At 62.7% G+C, this 17120-nt stretch carries 13 protein-coding genes; 6 read left to right on the forward strand and 7 right to left on the reverse strand.

From position 1 onward, the window contains the following. Genes E4Q23_RS18650 through E4Q23_RS18660 form a run of 3 tightly spaced genes read right to left on the reverse strand, consistent with a single transcriptional unit; the run spans position 1 to position 3429 of the window. Complete coding sequence (locus E4Q23_RS18650) at positions 1 to 765, reverse strand: ABC transporter ATP-binding protein (protein ID WP_169068037.1); 765 nt, start codon at positions 763 to 765, stop codon at positions 1 to 3. Between the two features lie 29 nt (positions 766 to 794). Beyond that, positions 795 to 1910, reverse strand: coding sequence for an MlaE family ABC transporter permease (locus E4Q23_RS18655; RefSeq protein ID WP_291997669.1), 1116 nt, complete (start codon positions 1908 to 1910; stop codon positions 795 to 797). A 7-nt stretch (positions 1911 to 1917) separates the two neighbouring features. Next, positions 1918 to 3429, reverse strand: a complete 1512-nt coding sequence (locus E4Q23_RS18660) for a Ppx/GppA phosphatase family protein (protein WP_169068038.1) — start codon at positions 3427 to 3429, stop codon at positions 1918 to 1920. Positions 3430 to 3642: 213 nt separating this feature from the next. On the opposite strand from E4Q23_RS18660, the gene ppk1 reads away from it, so the two are divergent. Continuing rightward, on the forward strand, positions 3643 to 5763 hold the full coding sequence (gene ppk1, locus E4Q23_RS18665; protein ID WP_169068039.1) for a polyphosphate kinase 1: 2121 nt from the start codon (positions 3643 to 3645) through the stop codon (positions 5761 to 5763). 57 nt (positions 5764 to 5820) lie between these two features. On the opposite strand, the gene E4Q23_RS18670 is transcribed toward ppk1, so the two are convergent. After that, positions 5821 to 8049 carry a RelA/SpoT family protein gene (locus E4Q23_RS18670; RefSeq protein WP_169068040.1) on the reverse strand — a complete coding sequence of 743 codons (2229 nt, stop codon included), beginning with the start codon at positions 8047 to 8049 and terminating at the stop codon, positions 5821 to 5823. 38 nt (positions 8050 to 8087) lie between these two features. On the opposite strand from E4Q23_RS18670, the gene E4Q23_RS18675 reads away from it, so the two are divergent. From E4Q23_RS18675 to E4Q23_RS18690, 4 genes are all read left to right on the forward strand, one after another. Next, entirely contained in the window at positions 8088 to 9020 is a 933-nt protein-coding gene (locus E4Q23_RS18675; protein WP_248595577.1) for a DMT family transporter, read from the forward strand. Further along, positions 9017 to 9805, forward strand: a complete 789-nt coding sequence (locus E4Q23_RS18680; RefSeq protein ID WP_169068041.1) for a zinc-dependent peptidase — start codon at positions 9017 to 9019, stop codon at positions 9803 to 9805. The genes E4Q23_RS18675 and E4Q23_RS18680 overlap by 4 nt, the downstream gene beginning before the upstream one ends. Before the next feature lie 207 nt (positions 9806 to 10012). Next, positions 10013 to 11278 (forward strand): amidohydrolase family protein, encoded by a 1266-nt coding sequence (locus tag E4Q23_RS18685; protein WP_248595578.1) that lies wholly within the window; start codon positions 10013 to 10015, stop codon positions 11276 to 11278. Positions 11279 to 11395: 117 nt separating this feature from the next. Further along, positions 11396 to 12226: a c-type cytochrome gene (locus E4Q23_RS18690; RefSeq protein WP_169068042.1), complete on the forward strand. Its 831-nt coding sequence runs from the start codon at positions 11396 to 11398 to the stop codon at positions 12224 to 12226. A gap of 85 nt (positions 12227 to 12311) precedes the next feature. Here E4Q23_RS18690 and E4Q23_RS18695 read toward each other — a convergent pair whose 3' ends face one another. Beyond that, positions 12312 to 13199: a ketopantoate reductase family protein gene (locus E4Q23_RS18695; protein ID WP_169068043.1), complete on the reverse strand. Its 888-nt coding sequence runs from the start codon at positions 13197 to 13199 to the stop codon at positions 12312 to 12314. Positions 13200 to 13253: 54 nt separating this feature from the next. Continuing rightward, on the reverse strand, positions 13254 to 15140 hold the full coding sequence (locus E4Q23_RS18700) for a sulfatase-like hydrolase/transferase (RefSeq protein WP_211203836.1): 1887 nt from the start codon (positions 15138 to 15140) through the stop codon (positions 13254 to 13256). Positions 15141 to 15410: 270 nt separating this feature from the next. Between E4Q23_RS18700 and sodC the strand changes: the two genes are divergently transcribed. After that, on the forward strand, positions 15411 to 15932 hold the full coding sequence (gene sodC, locus E4Q23_RS18705) for a superoxide dismutase family protein (RefSeq protein WP_169068044.1): 522 nt from the start codon (positions 15411 to 15413) through the stop codon (positions 15930 to 15932). A 124-nt stretch (positions 15933 to 16056) separates the two neighbouring features. On the opposite strand, the gene E4Q23_RS18710 is transcribed toward sodC, so the two are convergent. Next, positions 16057 to 16956 (reverse strand): alpha/beta fold hydrolase, encoded by a 900-nt coding sequence (locus tag E4Q23_RS18710; RefSeq protein ID WP_169068045.1) that lies wholly within the window; start codon positions 16954 to 16956, stop codon positions 16057 to 16059. Positions 16957 to 17120: the final 164 nt, after the last annotated feature.

Consider the following 17120-nt stretch of genomic DNA (forward strand, 5'->3'; position numbering starts at 1 on the left):
CTAGCTCGCCTCGTGTCGAATCGCTGCCGCGGCGCGCTTCGGAGCAAAGAAGTTGCGCACGAAGGGATGATCGACGGCCAGCACTTCGGCCGGCGTGCCGCAGGCAACGATCTGTTGATCCGCGAGAACTGCCAGACGCGTCGCCAGGCCGAGCAGGGTATCGAGCTCGTGCGTCACCATGACCACGGTGAAGCCGAGTTCCCGCTGCAGCAGCTTGAGCAACTTGATGAAGTTCTCGCTACGATCGGGGTCGAGCCCGGCCGTCGGTTCGTCGAGGACCAGCAGTTCGGGCTCCAGGGACAGCGCACGCGCCAGTGCCACGCGCTTGATCATCCCGCCAGACAATTCCGCGGGCATCAGCCGGCCATGGCGTGGCTCAAGTTCGACCATCGCCAACTTGAGCAAGACCAGATCACGGATCATGGCTTCGTCGAGTGTGCGCAGTTCGCGCAGCGGAAAGGCGATATTGTCAAAGACCGAAAACGCCGAAAAGAGTGCGCCTTGCTGAAAGAGCATTCCGAAGCGACGGCGAAGCGCTCGCCCCTGCTCGTGATCGCCGTCGAACAGCGTCTGGCCAAAGAGTTTAAGCGTCCCCGCGCTGGGCCGCAACAGACCGACGATCGCGCGTAACAAAGTCGTCTTGCCGCTGCCCGAGCCGCCGACCAGACCCAGCATCTGCCCGGCTTCGACCTCAAGATCGATGTCGCGATGAATCACCACCTCATCGAAGCGCGTACACAAGCCGCGAATTTCAATGGCCGGCACCCTTGTTCGGGCCACCTCTGCGGCCGCGCTCACAGCGGCAGTCCGATTCTGCGGGTCAGAATCGCAGCAACGGCATCGACCAGAATCGCCACCGTGATGGCCGTCACCACCGAAGCGGTCGTCTGCGCGGACAGACTTTCGGTATTTGGCTTGACTCTGAGACCAAAATGACAGGCAATCAAGGCAATCAGAAAACCGAAAACAACGCCCTTGCCCATGCCAATCCACAGATTGGCGACCGGCACCACCTTGGGCAGCGTATCAATGAAAAAGCCATACGACAGGTCCATCTGCAGATTGGCCGAAACCATGCCGCCGATGATCCCCGCCGCTGAACACCAGAGCACCAGCAGCGGCATCGCCACGGCGAGCGCGGCGACCTTGGGCAAGACCAGGCGCTGGCTTTGCGAAACGCCCATCGTGGCCAGCGCATCAATCTCATCGGTGACGCGCATGACGCCGATCTGGGCGGTCATTGCCGACCCCGAACGACCGGCGACGAGAACGGCGACCAGCACCGGGCCCAGTTCGCGAACGATACTGATGCCGAGCAGGTTGACGATGAAGACGTCGGCACCGAAGTTCGCCAACTGCAAGGCCGAAAGGTAGGAAAGAACGACACCGATCAGGAAACCGATCAAGGCCGTCACCGGCAGGGCCTGCGCGCCGCTCTTGAAGAGGTTTGCCGAAAACTCTCGCCAGGGTATGTCCCCTGGATGTCGGCAGAGGTAAATCAGGTCCAGGATCAGTTGGCCGATCAAGGCCACCAGGCCAGTGAAGTGACTGGCCACGGCGAGAGCCGGCCGACCGATGACGAGCAGTAGCGACAAACGTTCTCTCGAGCGCTCCGACGGCCGCTCAAGCGGCATCATCTCGATACGCGCAATCACCGCCCGATGGCGGCTGGAAATGGCCAGCGACGCCGGCCACTGTTGGCCCCAGGCGCGCCACAGCAGAATCCCGCCGGCGCTGTCCAGGCGTGCAATCGACTGCAGGTCCCACGCCGGATTGCCGGCTGCCAGCTCGCGCAGGCGCCGCTCAAAGCTGACAATCGGCTGCGGCATGGTCGCCAGCGTCCAATCCCCGGACAGGCGCAGTTGCCGTACACCTGGCTGCTGCTGCAGCTCGATCGCGGCGACGCTCACCCCGGCCTCACTGCCACATCCGTCCAGACGGCAGGGCTCTGAGCTGCAGCTGGCTGCCGATACGCTCCCAGAGCAGCGACTCTTCGCGCAAAGCGGCGCGAGCCAGCGGATTGCCGTCCAGCCAGGCAGCCGAAACATCGAGCTGGAAACCCACAGGCGACTCACGGATCGCCAGTTCTGGGGGCGCCTGATCGTCACGCGAACGATGCAGCAAGACTGCCAGCCGAAAACAGAAGAGTAGCCGCCAGTTCGCATCGCCGGCCGGCAGCGAGGCCAGTTTCTGCAGCCTGCCGCGCTGACCGAGAAGCAACAGCGCCAGACGCGACTGATCGCGCTGCGAAAAACCCGGCATGTCGGCGTTGGTCACCAGATACGCACCATGCTTGTGGAAACCGCCGTGCGCCACCGAAATGCCGATCTCGTGCAGGGAGACGGCCCAGCGCAGGAAGTGAACTTCCCGCTCGTGCTCAGGAGAATCGAGCTGGATGAGTTGTCCGAGCAGGGCCAGGGCGGTGCGCTCGACACGCCTGACCTGCTCCTCGGCGACCTGATAACGGCGCATGAACTGGACGACCGTCACGTCGCGCGTGTCATGATGCTCGAAGCGGCCGCGCAGATCGTGCAGGACACCGAGTGGCAAAGCCCCCTCCGAATAGGTCATTTGTTCGAGTTCGAGCGAGGAAAACACCGCCGACATGATGGCCAGAGCACCGGGGAAGATGTGCAGGCGGTCGCTGCGCAGGCCTTTCAGCGGCAGCCGTTCCGCCGCGCCAGCGGCAATGATCATCGCCCGCAGACGGGCCAGCCCCTGGCGAGTGATGCCAGCGCCGCACTCAGGGTTAAGACCGTTCAGCTCGAGCACGCCAGCAAGTTCCTGCGCCGAACCCGACGAGCCGACGGCCTCGTGCCAACCGCAGCGCTGGTAGTCGGTAACCACCGCTTCGATTTGCCGAGCCGCCGCCACTTCGGCAGCGCGGAAGCGCTTCCCGTCCACCTTGCCATCCGGGAAAAAGCGCTGGCGAAAGTTGATCCCCCCGATGAATAGCGACTCCATCAGCAGGGGTTCGATTCCCTGGCCAATGACCAACTCGGTCGAGCCACCGCCGATATCGACCACCAGACGCCGATGCGTCGCAGGCGGTAGCGCGTTCGCGGCACCGATGAAGATCAGGCGGGCTTCCTCGCGCCCGCCGATGATTTCGATCGGGAAACCGAGCGCGGCCTCGGCTTGCTGCAGAACGAGGTCGGCATTGCGCGCCACGCGCATCGCGTCGGTGGCCACCGCGCGCACCTGCTCCGGCGCAAAGCCCCGCAGCTGCTCACCAAAGCGGTGCAGGGCGGCGAGCGCGCGTTGCTGCGAGGCATGGTCGAGAATTCTCTCGCTGGTCAGGCCGGAAGCAAGGCCAACGCGCTCTTTCAGGTGTTCAAGCGGGTGAATCCGATCGCCAACGATACGCCCAAGTTGCAGACGAAAGCTGTTGGAACCCAGATCGACGCCGGCAATTAGCTCGTAACTCATGCCCGTTCTTTTTCTCGCCGCACGGCAAAGGCAATTTTCAGAACGCCCATGTTACCACCGCCGGCCGCCCGAGCAGCGCGCGACAGCCGATCGCACAGTAGCTTTGTAAGGACAAAATAGGGCTTTTACCGAGCAGCGGCAGGGTGATGGTTGTAATATGTTTGCTGTCGTCAGCACGCCTGCCTGATCCATCAATTTTTACGGAAGGAACCCATGAACACCGCCGCCACACCCACCGAAACCCCTCCCTCCAAGGCCACTGACGGCTTCCCGTCGGACTACTTTCAGAATCGCGAGATGGGGCTGCTTGCTTTCAATCGGCGCGTGTTGTGGCAGGCCAAGAACCACAAAACCCCACTGCTGGAACGTTTGCGCTTCTTGTGCATCGTCAGCAGCAACCTCGACGAGTTCTTCGAAATCCGGGTTGCCGGCGTCAAGGAGCAACTCAAACTGGGATCGGTAGCGCTCACCACCGACGGCAAGACGGCACGCGAAGTCTACTCTCTGGTCAGCGACGAAACGCACGCCCTGGTCAAGGAACAGTACGCACTGTTTAATGAAGAGATCCTGCCGCAGCTGGCGAGTGAAGGCATTCGCTTCCTCAAGCGCGGCGACTGGAGCCCCGCCCAGCGCGAATGGATCAGCGCCTTCTTCTTCCGCGAAGTGATGCCGGTGATCACCCCGATCGGCCTCGACCCCTCGCACCCCTTCCCGCGCGTGCTCAACAAGAGCCTCAACTTTGCCGTCGAACTCGAAGGTCGTGATGCTTTCGGGCGCAGCTCGAACGCGGCCATCGTGCAGGCGCCACGTGTTCTGCCACGCGTCATCCGGCTGCCACGCGAACTTGGTGACAGCGAATACTGCTTCATCTTCCTGTCGTCGATCCTGCATGAGTTCGTCCACGAGCTGTTCGCCGGCATGAAAGTCCTTGGCTGCTACCAGTTCCGCGTCACGCGCAACAGCAACCTGTTCGTCGACGAAGAAGCGGTCAAGAATCTGCGCGCCAAGATCCAGGGCGAATTGCCGCAGCGACACTTTGGTAATGCGGTTCGCCTCGAGGTCGCCAACAACTGCTCGGAAGCAATGGCCGAGTTCCTGCTCGGCCACTTCGACCTCACCGAGCGCGACCTCTTCCGCGTCGCCGGGCCGGTCAATCTGGTCCGCCTGATGCAGGTTCCCGACTGGGTACTGCGCGACAACCTCAAGTTCCAACCCTTCAAACCCGGCACACCGAAAGTTCTGCAGAAGAATGCCAACGTGTTCGACGCCATCCGCGGCGGCGACATCCTGCTGCACCATCCCTACCAGAGCTTCAATCCGGTCATCGAATTACTCGATCAGTCAGCCGCCGACCCGCAGGTGGTGGCCATCAAGATGACCGTTTACCGTACCGGCACTGACTCGGTGCTGATGCAGTCGCTGTTGCGCGCGGCACAGAACGGCAAGGAAGTCACGGTGGTCGTCGAGCTGATGGCGCGCTTTGACGAGGAAGCGAACATCGGCTGGGCGACCAAGCTTGAAGAAGTCGGCGCGCACGTCATTTACGGCGTTGTTGGCTACAAGACGCACGCCAAGATGCTGATGATCGTCCGCCGCGAGGAAAGCAAGGCCGGCGGCAGCCTCCTGCGCCGCTACGTGCACCTCGGTACCGGCAACTACCACCCCAAGACGGCCCGCCTGTACTCCGATTTTGGTCTGCTCACCTGCAACGAAGATATCGGTGCCGATGCCAACGAGGTGTTCAAGCAGCTTACCGGCCTCGGCCGCGCGCAGACCCTGAAGCACCTCTGGCAAGCGCCTTTCTCGCTGCAACCGAATGTCGTCGCCGGGATCCGTGCCGAAGCCGAGGCAGCACGCACCGGCAAGCGTTCACGAATCATCGCCAAGATGAATTCGCTGCTCGAACCGGAGACCATCGCTGCGCTCTACGAAGCCTCGCAGGCCGGCGTCAAGATCGACCTCATCGTCCGCGGCGTCTGCGGCTTGCGTGCCGGCGTCAAGGACCTGTCCGAGAACATTAACGTCTGGTCGATCATCGGTCGGCAACTCGAACATCATCGGGTGTTCTATTTCTTCGCCGACGGCGAAGAAAAAGTCTATCTATCGAGCGCCGACTGGATGGACCGCAATTTCTTCCGCCGCATCGAACTCGCCTTTCCGATCCTCGACCGCAAGCTGAAGCGCCGGGTAATCACCGAGGGGCTGCAGATCTACCTCACCGACAATACCCTGGCCTGGGAACTCGGAGCGGATGGCAGCTATCATCAGCGGCGCGGCTCACGGACCAGCCCACATTCGTCGCAAGCCGAACTGATCGAACTGCTGAAGGACTGACGAGCAGCTGGAGACGTCGTAAGCGCCGGCCTGGGAAACCCACCAGGCCGGTGCGACTCAGGCGCGCCTTGCGGCCACCACGCCTTCGACACCGTGCAGCAAGCTCAGCGTGCGGTTGAGCTGTGGGATGCTGCCAACTTCAGCGGTGAAGCGCATCAGCGCCTTACCCTGCCTGGACTGCGTATTGACCGCGATGACATTGAGTTTTTCACGGGCAAGCACGTCGGAGACATCGCGCAACAGCCCCTGGCGATCGTGAGCGTCGATGACGATATCGACGGCAAAAATGCCCTCCTCCTCGCCACCACCCCAGGTGGTTTCGATCACCCGCTCGGGATTCATTGCGCGCATGTTGCTAAAGTTGCTGCAATCGGCGCGATGCACCGACACGCCTTTGCCCCGGGTGACGAAGCCGACAATCGGATCCGGTGGCACCGGCTTGCAGCAACCCGCCAACTGCGTCAGCAAGCGCCCCATGCCGACGATCAGAATCCCCTTCTCGGCGTCATCGCTTGGCCGCAACCTGGACACCGCCAACTCGGCGGGATCGTCTTCGTCCAGCGGCGCCTCGCCGCCACGCACCGCCAGCTGCAACTGGCGCATGTTCAGCTTGGCCCGGGCAACGGCAATGAACAGGTCGTCAGGGCGGGCAAAGCCGAGCCGGTCCGAAAGCTCGTCGAGACTGACGCTCGACTGCCCCATGCGCTGCAGTTCGCGCGTCACCACCACCCGCCCCTCGGCGAGCATGTCCTCGAGCGCCAAATTGGCAAACCACTGCCTGACCTTGGCGCGCGAGCGATGGGTGAACACGTAGCCCAGCGCGCTGTTGAGCCAGTCGCGTGACGGGCCGCCGTGCTTGGCAAGAACGATTTCGACGCGCTGTCCGGTGGCCAGTTGCGTATTCAGCGGCACCAGTGCGCCATCGACCTTGGCGCCACGGCAGCGATGGCCGATGTCGGTGTGCACGCGGTAGGCAAAATCCACCGGCGTCGCACCACGCGGCAGGTCGACGACGCGCCCCTGTGGGGTCAGGATGTAGATCGTCTCGTCAAAGGCCGCTTTCTTGTAGTGCCTGACCCAGTCCGACGAATCGACGGACTCGTCCCGCCAGGTGAGCAGTTGCCGCAACCAGGCGATCTTCTCGTCGTAGCGGTCTTCCGGGGTCGCCTGGCTGCCCTCCTTGTACCGCCAGTGCGCGGCAACTCCCAACTCCGCATGCTTATGCATATCGGGAGTCCGGATCTGCACCTCGAGCGCGCGTCCGTCCGGGCAATGCACGGCCGTGTGCAGCGAACGATAGTCGTTGCCTTTCGGGTGCGCAATGTAGTCGTCGAACTCACTGGCGATCGGCGACCAGATATGGTGCACGATGCCCAGTGCCGTGTAGCAGTCCTTGACGTCCTTGACGATGACGCGCAGCGCGCGCACGTCGTAGACCTCCGAGAAAGCGACATCCTTCTTGCGCATCTTGTTCCAGATGCTGAAGATGTGCTTCGGTCGGCCGTAGACCTCGGCATCGCCGACAGCAGCGTCAGCCAACTCGCGCTTCAGGCGATCGACCGCGTCCACGATGAACTGCTCACGCTCGGTTCGCTTCTCGTCCAGGTGTTGCGCAATATCCTTGTAGATCGCCGGATGCATGAAACGGAAGGAGAGATCCTCGAGCTCCCACTTCAGCTCCCAGAGGCCGAGCCGATTGGCCAAGGGCGAATACAGTTCCAGCGTCTCGCGCGCCACCGCCGCACGCAGCGGATCGGGCTCGACGGCGTAGTAGCGCAGGGTCTGCGTGCGCGAGGCCAGGCGCAGCAAGACGACGCGAATATCTTCGACCATCGCCAGCAGCATCTTGCGCAGCACCTCGACCTGCGCCTTCATTTCCTGCGGCTTCTTGTCGTCACTTTCCGACGAATGAGCGACGAAACCGCGAGTGATCGGTCGCACGCGGTTCAGACGCGAAATACCGTCCACCAGATGCGCAACGCTGCGCCCGAACTCTTTTTCGATCAGCGCCAGGCCATGCTCCTGCTGCGCCGGCAGCGCGAAGAGCAGCGCCGCCAAACGTGCATCGGCGTCGAGCTTGAGGCCGGCAACGATCAGAGCCATCCCCAGAGCGTGCCCCCAGACGCTTTCGCCACTGCCCAACTGGCGCACGGCATAGGACGACCGGGCAAACTCCACCGCGCGTCGAATTCGCTCACCGTCAGCGACCGGCACTCCCTCAAGCAGGGATTGCAGGGAATGTTCGAAGTCGCCCTGAGCGGCGACCGAATGAGTAACTGAAACCATAAGGCAATTATAATGGACTCGCCCGCGCATCAGGCATAATGCGCCTTTGTCGCCCCCTGCCGCCGATGTTCGCCCGCCTGCAAAACCCTTACCTGCTACTCACGCTGACCGTCTTGTTCTGGTCCGGAAACATGGTTCTTGGCCGCGCCATCCGCGACCAGGTGCCGCCGCTGTCACTCGCGTTCTGGCGCTGGGCGATTGCTCTGGCACTGGTCCTGCCGCTCGCCCTGCCGCATCTGCGCGCACAGTGGCCACTGCTGCGGCGCGGCTGGAAGCCGGTTGTCGTGCTTGGCCTGCTTGGCGTCGGCAGCTACAACACGCTGGCTTACGTGGCCTTGAACTACACCGCGGCGACCAACGCCGTACTGCTCAACTCGTTCATCCCGATCGCCACCATTGCCCTGTCGTGGGCCTTCCTCAAGAAGCACCTGCGCGGCATCGAGTGGCTCGGAGTGCTGCTTTCGTTCGTCGGCGTGACGATCATCGTCTGTCGCGGCGAGGTGCAGACACTGGCCAATCTCAGTCTGAACATCGGCGACCTGTGGATGCTGGTGGCCGTATTCACCTGGGCGCTATACACCATCGGACTACAGTGGCGGCCAGTCGGTGTCGACCCGATGTTGCTCCTCGCCGCATTCATCGTCGTCGGCCTGATCGCCCTCGCCCCCGCCTATGCCTGGGAGATTTCCCAGGGCAAGACGATCGACATTTCGACCAGCTCGCTGGCCGCTATCGCCTATACCGGCGTTTTCCCGGGCTTTCTCGGGTACGTTTTCTACAACCGCGCCGTCGGTGAAGTCGGCGCTAGCAAGGCCAGCCTGTTCATCCACCTGATGCCGGTCTTCGGCACTCTCCTGGCGGCCATCTTCCTCGCCGAGATTCCGCGCTCCTACCACTACCTCGGCATTGCCCTCATCTTCACCGGCATTTACCTGACCACCGCAGCTCCCGGGAAGGCGAAAGCGTCATGATCGGCAAGCTCATCGGCTGGTTGCGAAAACAACCGCAGGCCGCCGAGATTCCCGATTCCCTGTGGCAGGAAATCGTTTCGGCGCTGCCTTTTCTCAGAGCGCTCGACGCCGACGAACAGCAGCGGCTGCGCGCCTTGGCCCAGGAATTTCTCGCCGAGAAGGAGTTCACCGTCGCCGGCGGCCTGCAACTCAGCGACGAGATCTGCGTCTCGATTGCCGCTCAGGGCTGCCTGCCGATTCTCGAACTTGGCCTCGACTATTTCCGCGGCTGGGTCGGCATCGTCGTGTACCCTGACGAGTTCGTCATCCCGCGCAGCGTCGAGGACGAATTCGGCGTTGTCCATGAATACCAGGAACTGGCCTCGGGCGAAGCCTGGGCCGGTGGGCCGCTGCTGATCTCCTGGCGCGACGCGCAAATGGCCGGCGCCGGCTACAACGTCGTGATCCATGAGTTCGCGCACAAGCTGGACATGCTCAGTGGCGAAGCAAACGGTGTCCCGGCCCTGCCACCGGAAATCTCGCGAGCCGCTTGGCAGCAGATTCTGCTCGCCAGTTACGAAGACTTCTGCGCGCAGGTCGACGAAGCGGAAGCCAGCGCACAGGACACCGTTTTCGATCCCTACGCGGCAGAGAATCCGAGCGAGTTCTTCGCCGTCATGAGCGAGGCATTCTTCGAGATGCCGGCAGCCCTGCGCGCGCAATTTCCGGCCTTCTACGAACAGCTCGCAGCTTTCTACCGCCAGGACCCGGCAGCGCGCATGCTACCGGCGAATCGCCTGCAGTAAATGCGCAGCGCTGTTTGCCCTCCGTGAGCATTGCCAGCGCCCGGGCTGGCGTGGCGAAATCGTTCCCGGGAAGCTTGCCGCAACCTGGTCAAGGTTCGCGAGCGTCGTGTCCGCCTGGGTCCGCTACGAGCCCCGCCCGCACACACTGCCGGAATCTGCCGGCTATGATCTCGCGGTGAGTATGGACAGGAAATCATCGAATCCCGGATGAGCAGGCGTCTGTTTCTTGGTGCTAGCGCCCTGAGTTTCGCTGCCGGTGCGGCGTGGTTGGGACGCGACTGGCTACCATTGCGCGGCCTGCGCAATCCCTGCCTGGCGCCACGCTTGCCCGACCGACTGGCCGAGCACCCTGTCGTCAGGGATGTCCTGGCCGGTCTCGATCCGGCCAAGCTATGGGATTGCCATGTGCATCTGGTTGGCACCGGCGACTCGGATCCGGCAAAGGTATGGGTCAATCCAGCGCTCGACAGCATCTGGCACCCTTCCCAATTCCTGCAAAAACGGCTGTACACCAACGCCGCCTGCGTTGATGAGGCGGTCGGCGGCGACGCGTCCTTCCTCGCACGCCTGGCCAGCTTGATCGACCCGGCAAGCGGGATGCGCCTGATGCTGCTCGCCTTCGATTACAACCACGGTGTGGATGGTCGGCGGCGCCCGGAATTGAGTACTTTTTTCGTCGCCAATGAGTACACCCAGTCGGTGGCGGCGGCGCGCAGCAACTGGGAATGGATCTGCTCGGTTCATCCCTATCGTGAAGACGCGCTCGAGGCCCTGGATTGGGCCGCCGCACACGGTGCGCGGGCGGTGAAATGGCTGCCACCGGCGATGGGAATGGATCCCGCGTCGCCGCGCTGCGACCGCTTTTACCAGGCCCTGCAGCGGCTGAACCTGCCCTTGCTGACACACGGCGGTGATGAGTTGGCGGCAGAGGGCGGCGGACATCAGGACTATGGCGATCCACTGCGACTGCGGCGCCCGCTGGAACAGGGCGTGCGCGTGATCGTCGCCCATTGCGCATCACTGGGGGAAACCGCGAAGGGTGGCGAGAGCGGCAAACCCTCCCGAGGCCTGACCAACTTCCAGGCTTTCCTGGGCATGATGCGTGAGCCCGCGTACGAGAAACTGCTGTTTGGCGATCTGTCCGCGGTCACCCAGATCAACCGCGCGCCCGAGGCGCTACAGACGCTGCTGCTCGCCGAAGATCTGCACCACCGTCTGCTCAACGGCTCCGATTATCCCCTGACCGGTATCCTGCCCTTGTTCTCCTTGCATCAACTGGAGCGACTTGGGCTACTCGATCCACAGACGGCCGACGTCGTCGCGGAGATCCAGAAACACAACCCCCTGCTCTTCGACCTGGTGCTGAAACGCAATCTGGTCTGGAAGGGGCATCGCTTTCCTCGTCAGGTATTCGAGACGGCCGATTTCTTCCTGCCCAACGCTCATCACCTGCCGCAACAGCGCCTATCATGAAGCTCTTGACCAGTAGCTGCCTGCGAGTTTCGCCACAGCAACAGCCAGGTTGAATGGCTGGAAAAGTCGGCTGGAAAAGTCGCACGGATTGCCCTTCAACGAGAGGAGAAACAAGGAATGAACAGACTTTTCGCACTAACCGCCGTAGCGATTTTCCTGGCCTTTGCGCCACTGCAGCGAGCAGAGGCTGCCGATGCGCCGCAGGCCTGGCCATTCAGCGTCCCGGCCGAATCAACCATCCCTGCCGGCCCGCTGGGCGAGGCGATCAAGCTTGGGCAGAAGGTGGTGACCGACACCCAGAACCATGCCAAGGCTTACGTCGGCAACGGGCTGAACTGCTCTTCTTGCCACCTCAATGGCGGCACGGTTGCGGGGGCTGCACCCTTTGTCGGCCTGTGGGGCGTGTTTCCCGAGTACCGCTCGCGCAGCGCCAGCGTGAACGCCCTGCAGACGCGGATCAACGATTGCTTCGAGCGTTCGATGAACGGCAAGGCTTTGCCCGAGGAAAGCCCCGAAATGATCGGCGTGCTGTCGTATGTGTGGTGGCTTTCGCAAGGCGTCCCTACCGGGATGGATAGCGCCGGGCGCGGCTTCAAGGAAATCCTTGCGCCTGCTACGCCGGACAAGGCCAGAGGCAAGAGCATCTATGCGCAGAAGTGCGCCTCCTGCCACGCTGCTGACGGCGCCGGCCTCAACAAGCCCGATGGCAGCTATATGTTCCCCCCACTGTGGGGGTCGAAGGCGTTCAATATCGGCGCCGGCATGGCGCGACTGAACACGGCGGCTGCGTTTGTGAAAGCCAACATGCCGCTCGCTCAGGGTGGCACGCTCTCCGACCAGGAAGCCTACGACGTTGCCGCCTTCTTCACCACGCAACCGCGCCCAGACCTTGCCGGCAAGGAAAACGATTGGCTCAAGGGCGGCAAACCGAAGGATGCGCGTTACTGACACCCCTCTTCTCCCGGCCCTTCTCCGGCAAGGGGAGAATGGAGGTTCGTGAGTCGCTTGCGCGACTTTCACAGTACGGGCGCCTCTATCGTGCTTCAAGCAGTTTGACAATGGCGTACAGGGCGCGATTGACCGGCGTCGCGATGCCCAGTGCCTCGCCTTTGCGCAGCACGTAGCCGTTGAGATGGTCGATCTCGCTGGGCTTTTTGCGCGCCAGGTCCTGGGCCGTTGACGAGAGCTGGCCGGGCATGGTGCGCGCGATCTGCTGGACGGCGTGCCAGGTGTCGCCGGCGACGCTGATCCCTTCCGCCTGCGCCACGGCGAGACACTCGCTCAACACGTCGCGCAGCACGCCCTCGACACCGTCACCCTGTACCAGGCGGCCATAGGGGATCTGCGTGATCGCGGACAGGGCATTGTAGGCGCAGTTGAGAATCAGCTTGGCCCATAGCGCACCCGCCACGTTGTCGGAAATGGTGACCGGCACGGCAGCGTCGGCGAACAGCTTCAGCAGGTTCTTGCTGAATGACGACGGTCCGATGACCAGCTCTCCTCGCCCATGATGTTTGACGCAGCCAGGGCCGGCCATTTCGGTGGCCACGTAAACGACGGCCGGAGCGACTTCCCGGCGCAGCGCGGCTTGCAGCCGCTCGGCGTTGTCGACGCCATTCTGCAGACTCAGCACGAAAGCATCGGCGTCCAGATGTGGGGCCATTTCTGCGGCGGCGCTTGCGGTATCGGGCGACTTCACGCAACAGAGCACCAGCCGCGCACCGCGTACGGCACTCGCGTCGGTACTGGCCTGCATCGGCACCTGCGCCTGAAAGGACTGCGTATCCATGAACAGCCCGTCGCGCGACACCGCAGCCACATGCGGCGCCCTGCCAATCAAGAGCACCGCATGTCCCGCACGGGCCAGCATGCCGCCGTAGTAACAGCCAACCGCACCGGCGCCCATCACTGCAATTTTCATCTTGCTCCTTGAAACAGCTGCGTCGTCGCTACCAGCCCCTCGAAATACCGGCCTTTACTGCACAAAGCGACGGTCCTCCGCAATAACTCGCTTGAGTGCGGCGCTACTGGCGTCGATTACCGGCTGGCGCTGATCTCTGGGTAGCCTCTTGTCCTGCCCATCATAGACATCGTAGCGGAAGAACTCGCTGCCGGTGAAAGGGAAGACGAGCTTGCTGTCACCGTTCTTGATGCCCATGAAGTTGTAGTTGCCAAGGACCAGGAAGTCCTCGCTCTGGAACAGGTCGCCGGCCAGAGTATACGCTTGCGCCGGGGTCGAGACACCCAGGTACTCCATCAGCGTCTTCGGGATTTGCAGGTGCGAGGTGGGATGTTCAAAGGACTGCGCCGGGTAACCGGGAAGGTGCAGCAGCAGCGGCACCCGGATCTGCTCTTCGGGAAAATAGTTGCCGTGCCCATGCCCCCAATGGCCGTTCTCCATGAACTCCTCGCCGTGGTCGCCGGTGAACAGCACCACGGTGTTATCCAACTGCTTGCTGGCCTGCAGGGCGTCCAGGATGCGCCCGACCTGCGCATCGACGAAGTGGGCGGCGTTGATATAGCGCTGGTGGATGGCATCGACGTTGGTCAGCAAATCCAGCTTGGCGTAGTTCACCTCGTGCAGGTAGTCTGGGCGAATGACCGCCGACTCGGGGAAGGTGTACGGGGCGTGCGTGGCCTCGAAAAACATGAACATGAAACGCCGCCTGGTGCCGTCGGCGCCCGCCAGTTCGGCGAGGAGGTTATCGATATTCTGCTCGTCACGCCGCCACGGCTCACCCTCGTTCAAAGCCTGCATCAGGGTCCCCGCGGGCATGTCGGCAAAAACGGTATCGTCCAGCTCCGGATAGGTAAAACTCTGGCTGGTACGCAATGAGAACAGGTAGCCCTTATCGATCAGCAGGTCGATCAGCACCGGCCGCACCCGCTGCTTCTGGAAAGCGTACCAATAGGGTGCGTGCAAGCCGTAGAACATCGAGAACATACCCATGCGCGTACGGTTGCCGCCACTGTAGTGACGTTTGAAGCTCAGCGACGTCTTGGCGAACGCCCAGAGATTCGGCGTAATCTCCGCGCTGAAAAGATCCCAACGAAACGACTCAGCGGTCAACCAGATGATGTTCGGGTACTTGTCGCGGGCCGTCGCGGTGATCGGCTGCAAGGGATAGATGATCTTGCCCTCGGCCAGTTTCAGGATATTTGATTTTTCCGCCGGCGCCACGCCGAGTCGGCGCAACAAGCTGGTGGCACTGGTATTCAGATGTAACGGCAGCACTGAAGCTGCCTGCAAATACGACTCCTTGCCGGTGTAAGCGCTGAAGGCATAGACCCCTTCGGTCACCAGCAAGGTCAGGAATAGAAGCACGGCCAGGCTTGCTGCCATGCGCGGCACCGGACGTCCCGGTTCGGCAGGCGATTTGGCCGCCACGCGATGCAGCAACAGCAGGAGAACGGCGAGCACAAGTGCTGCGACAGCGACCAGGACGACGACAGTAGAGATCGTTTCCTGGCTCGCTCCCAGCGCAGCAAGCCCCCCTGGCGTGGTCACCAGATTCCACACGAAAGCGTTGATGTGGTACTCGTAAAGCTTGAAGAGTTGTAGATCGATAAACACCAGCAACACGACAATCAGGCCGAGCAAGCAGACAACCCCATAGACCAGCGCCAGCTTCCAGCGTGGAATGGCTTCGCCGCGGGGGCGAACGAGCATTTCCAGCGACCAGCCAGTCAGCATCACCGGCGACAGAAAGATCGCCGCGTAGGTAAGCGACGAGAGCGCAGCGAAGAGGAGAACAGTCGGCTCGGGAGCCTCGATGTACGGCCAGAACTGCACCAGCAGCAGGCACAGCACAACGAAGATGAGCAGGTAGAAGCGCCGCAGTGCGCGCTGAGTTTGTGTCACCGGAATACCTCGACAAGAAAGCTTGGCGCACGATAGTGCAAGGCCAATCTTAAGAGGGACTGAAGCGCGGCCGAAAAAGCACCTGCCCCCGCGCGGGCTTGCGCTCGGCTTCAGCAAGTCGTTATCATGGCCGCACGACCAGTCCTGGCGGCCTCACGCACCGTGACCGGTCGCCATCCCTTCGCGCCGCTGCTGGCGCAAAGCGTTCGACAAGGCTGCTCACAAGCACTGCCCGCCGAGTGAACCGCTCTTCCACCCAAGGAGTCACCCATGAAAGCTCCCCTTAGCGTTGTAGCCTGTCTGCTGTGCCCGGCTCTCGTTTTCGCAGCCGAGACAAGCGTCACTCTGAACCTGGCCAGCAGCCAGGGTGTCGGCTCTGCCGTGGGAACGGTGCGCATCGTCGAAACAGCGTACGGCCTGGCGTTTTATCCCGAGCTCAAGGGCTTGCCGCCTGGTCTGCATGGCTTCCACGTACACGAAAAGCCGGCCTGCACCCCCGCGGACAAGGAGGGCGTGGCAGTCGCAGCGCTGGCGGCGGGTGGGCACTTCGACCCACAAGAAACGAAGCGGCACGGCGAACCGTGGGGCGACGGGCACCTCGGCGATCTGCCAGCGCTCTACGTTGCCGCCGACGGAACGGCCAGCACCCCGGTGCTGGCACCAAGGCTGAAGCTCTCTGACGTGCGCAATCGCTCGCTGATGGTGCACGCCGGCGGCGACAATCACTCGGACCACCCGGCGCCACTCGGCGGCGGCGGCGCTCGCGTCGCATGTGGCGTGATCGGCGGCTGATCGGCGATCGGCCACAAGAGCAAGCCTCGGCTGGAATGGCGATTGCCGGGATCGGGGCCTGCGTTCTACCCCAAGGCCCTCTCCGCGCGAGCGGCGCGATCGACGCAGGGCAGGTTCAGCTGACTCAGACGACCAGCAGGAAATCGCGCACCGCAGCGATCTGCTGAGCGTCGAGAAAGGTCGGCGCGTGTCCGACGCCGGGAATCTCGACAGTCTGCGGGCGCGGACCGCGGTTCGCCATTTCCTGCAGCGTCGCGTGCGTCAGGACAGTCGAGTCAGCGCCACGAACGACCAGTGTCGGGCAGCGAATGGCATCGTAGAGCGGCCACAGGTCGACGTCGCCAGCGCTGATCTGGCGCCGGAACGGGTCCCCGATTGCCGGGTCGTAGCGCATCTCGAGGCGGCCATCGTCGGCCCGCTGCAGGCTGTACTCGGTAAGATGGCGCCACTGCGCGTCAGTCAGGTGGCCAAAGGGCTCGCTGACCAGGCGCACATACTTTTCGGCGTCCTCGTAGGTCGCGAACTTCGGTGCCCGACCGACGTAGTCGCCAATCAGTTGTAGCGAGGCCACGGGAATGAGTGGGCCGACATCGTTGAGCACCAGGCGGGAAATCGGCGAATCGTCCTGGCTGGCAATCCACATGCCGAGCAGCCCGCCCATCGAAGTACCCAGCCAATGGACCCTGTCGACATCGAGGCGCGCGAGCAGAACCATCAGGTCGGCCACGTACTGCGGAAAAACGTAGTGCGCCGAGTCGCGTAACCAATCGCTGCGCCCACGCCCGACAACATCGGGGCAAATGACGCGGTAGTCGGCAGCCATCGCCCGCGCCAGAGCGTCGAAATCGCGTCCATTGCGGGTCAGGCCATGCGCGCAGACCAGGACCTTCGGATTGTCGCGCTCACCCCACTCGGTATAGGCCATGCGATGCAAGCCGGCGGCTGAGGCACAGCACACCTCACGTTCAACGATTCCCGGCGTCGGCCCAATGAGCCACGGTGAGAAGTCAGCGCGGATGTTCATCTGGTAAATCTCCCTGCAAGTTTCATTTCCCCTGCCTAGTCTGCCGCTCGAGCTTGCGTCGTGCCTGCCGCCTGCAGCGCTTGCTGCGGGGAGAAGGGCGAAACTCTAGCACAGGCCTGGAATCCGCGCCCAAGGACCCAACGCGGTCAGTACCATAGCAACCC

The sequence above is a fragment of the Candidatus Accumulibacter phosphatis genome (assembly GCF_012939955.1).
In the GTDB taxonomy this organism is placed as follows: domain Bacteria; phylum Pseudomonadota; class Gammaproteobacteria; order Burkholderiales; family Rhodocyclaceae; genus Accumulibacter; species Accumulibacter delftensis.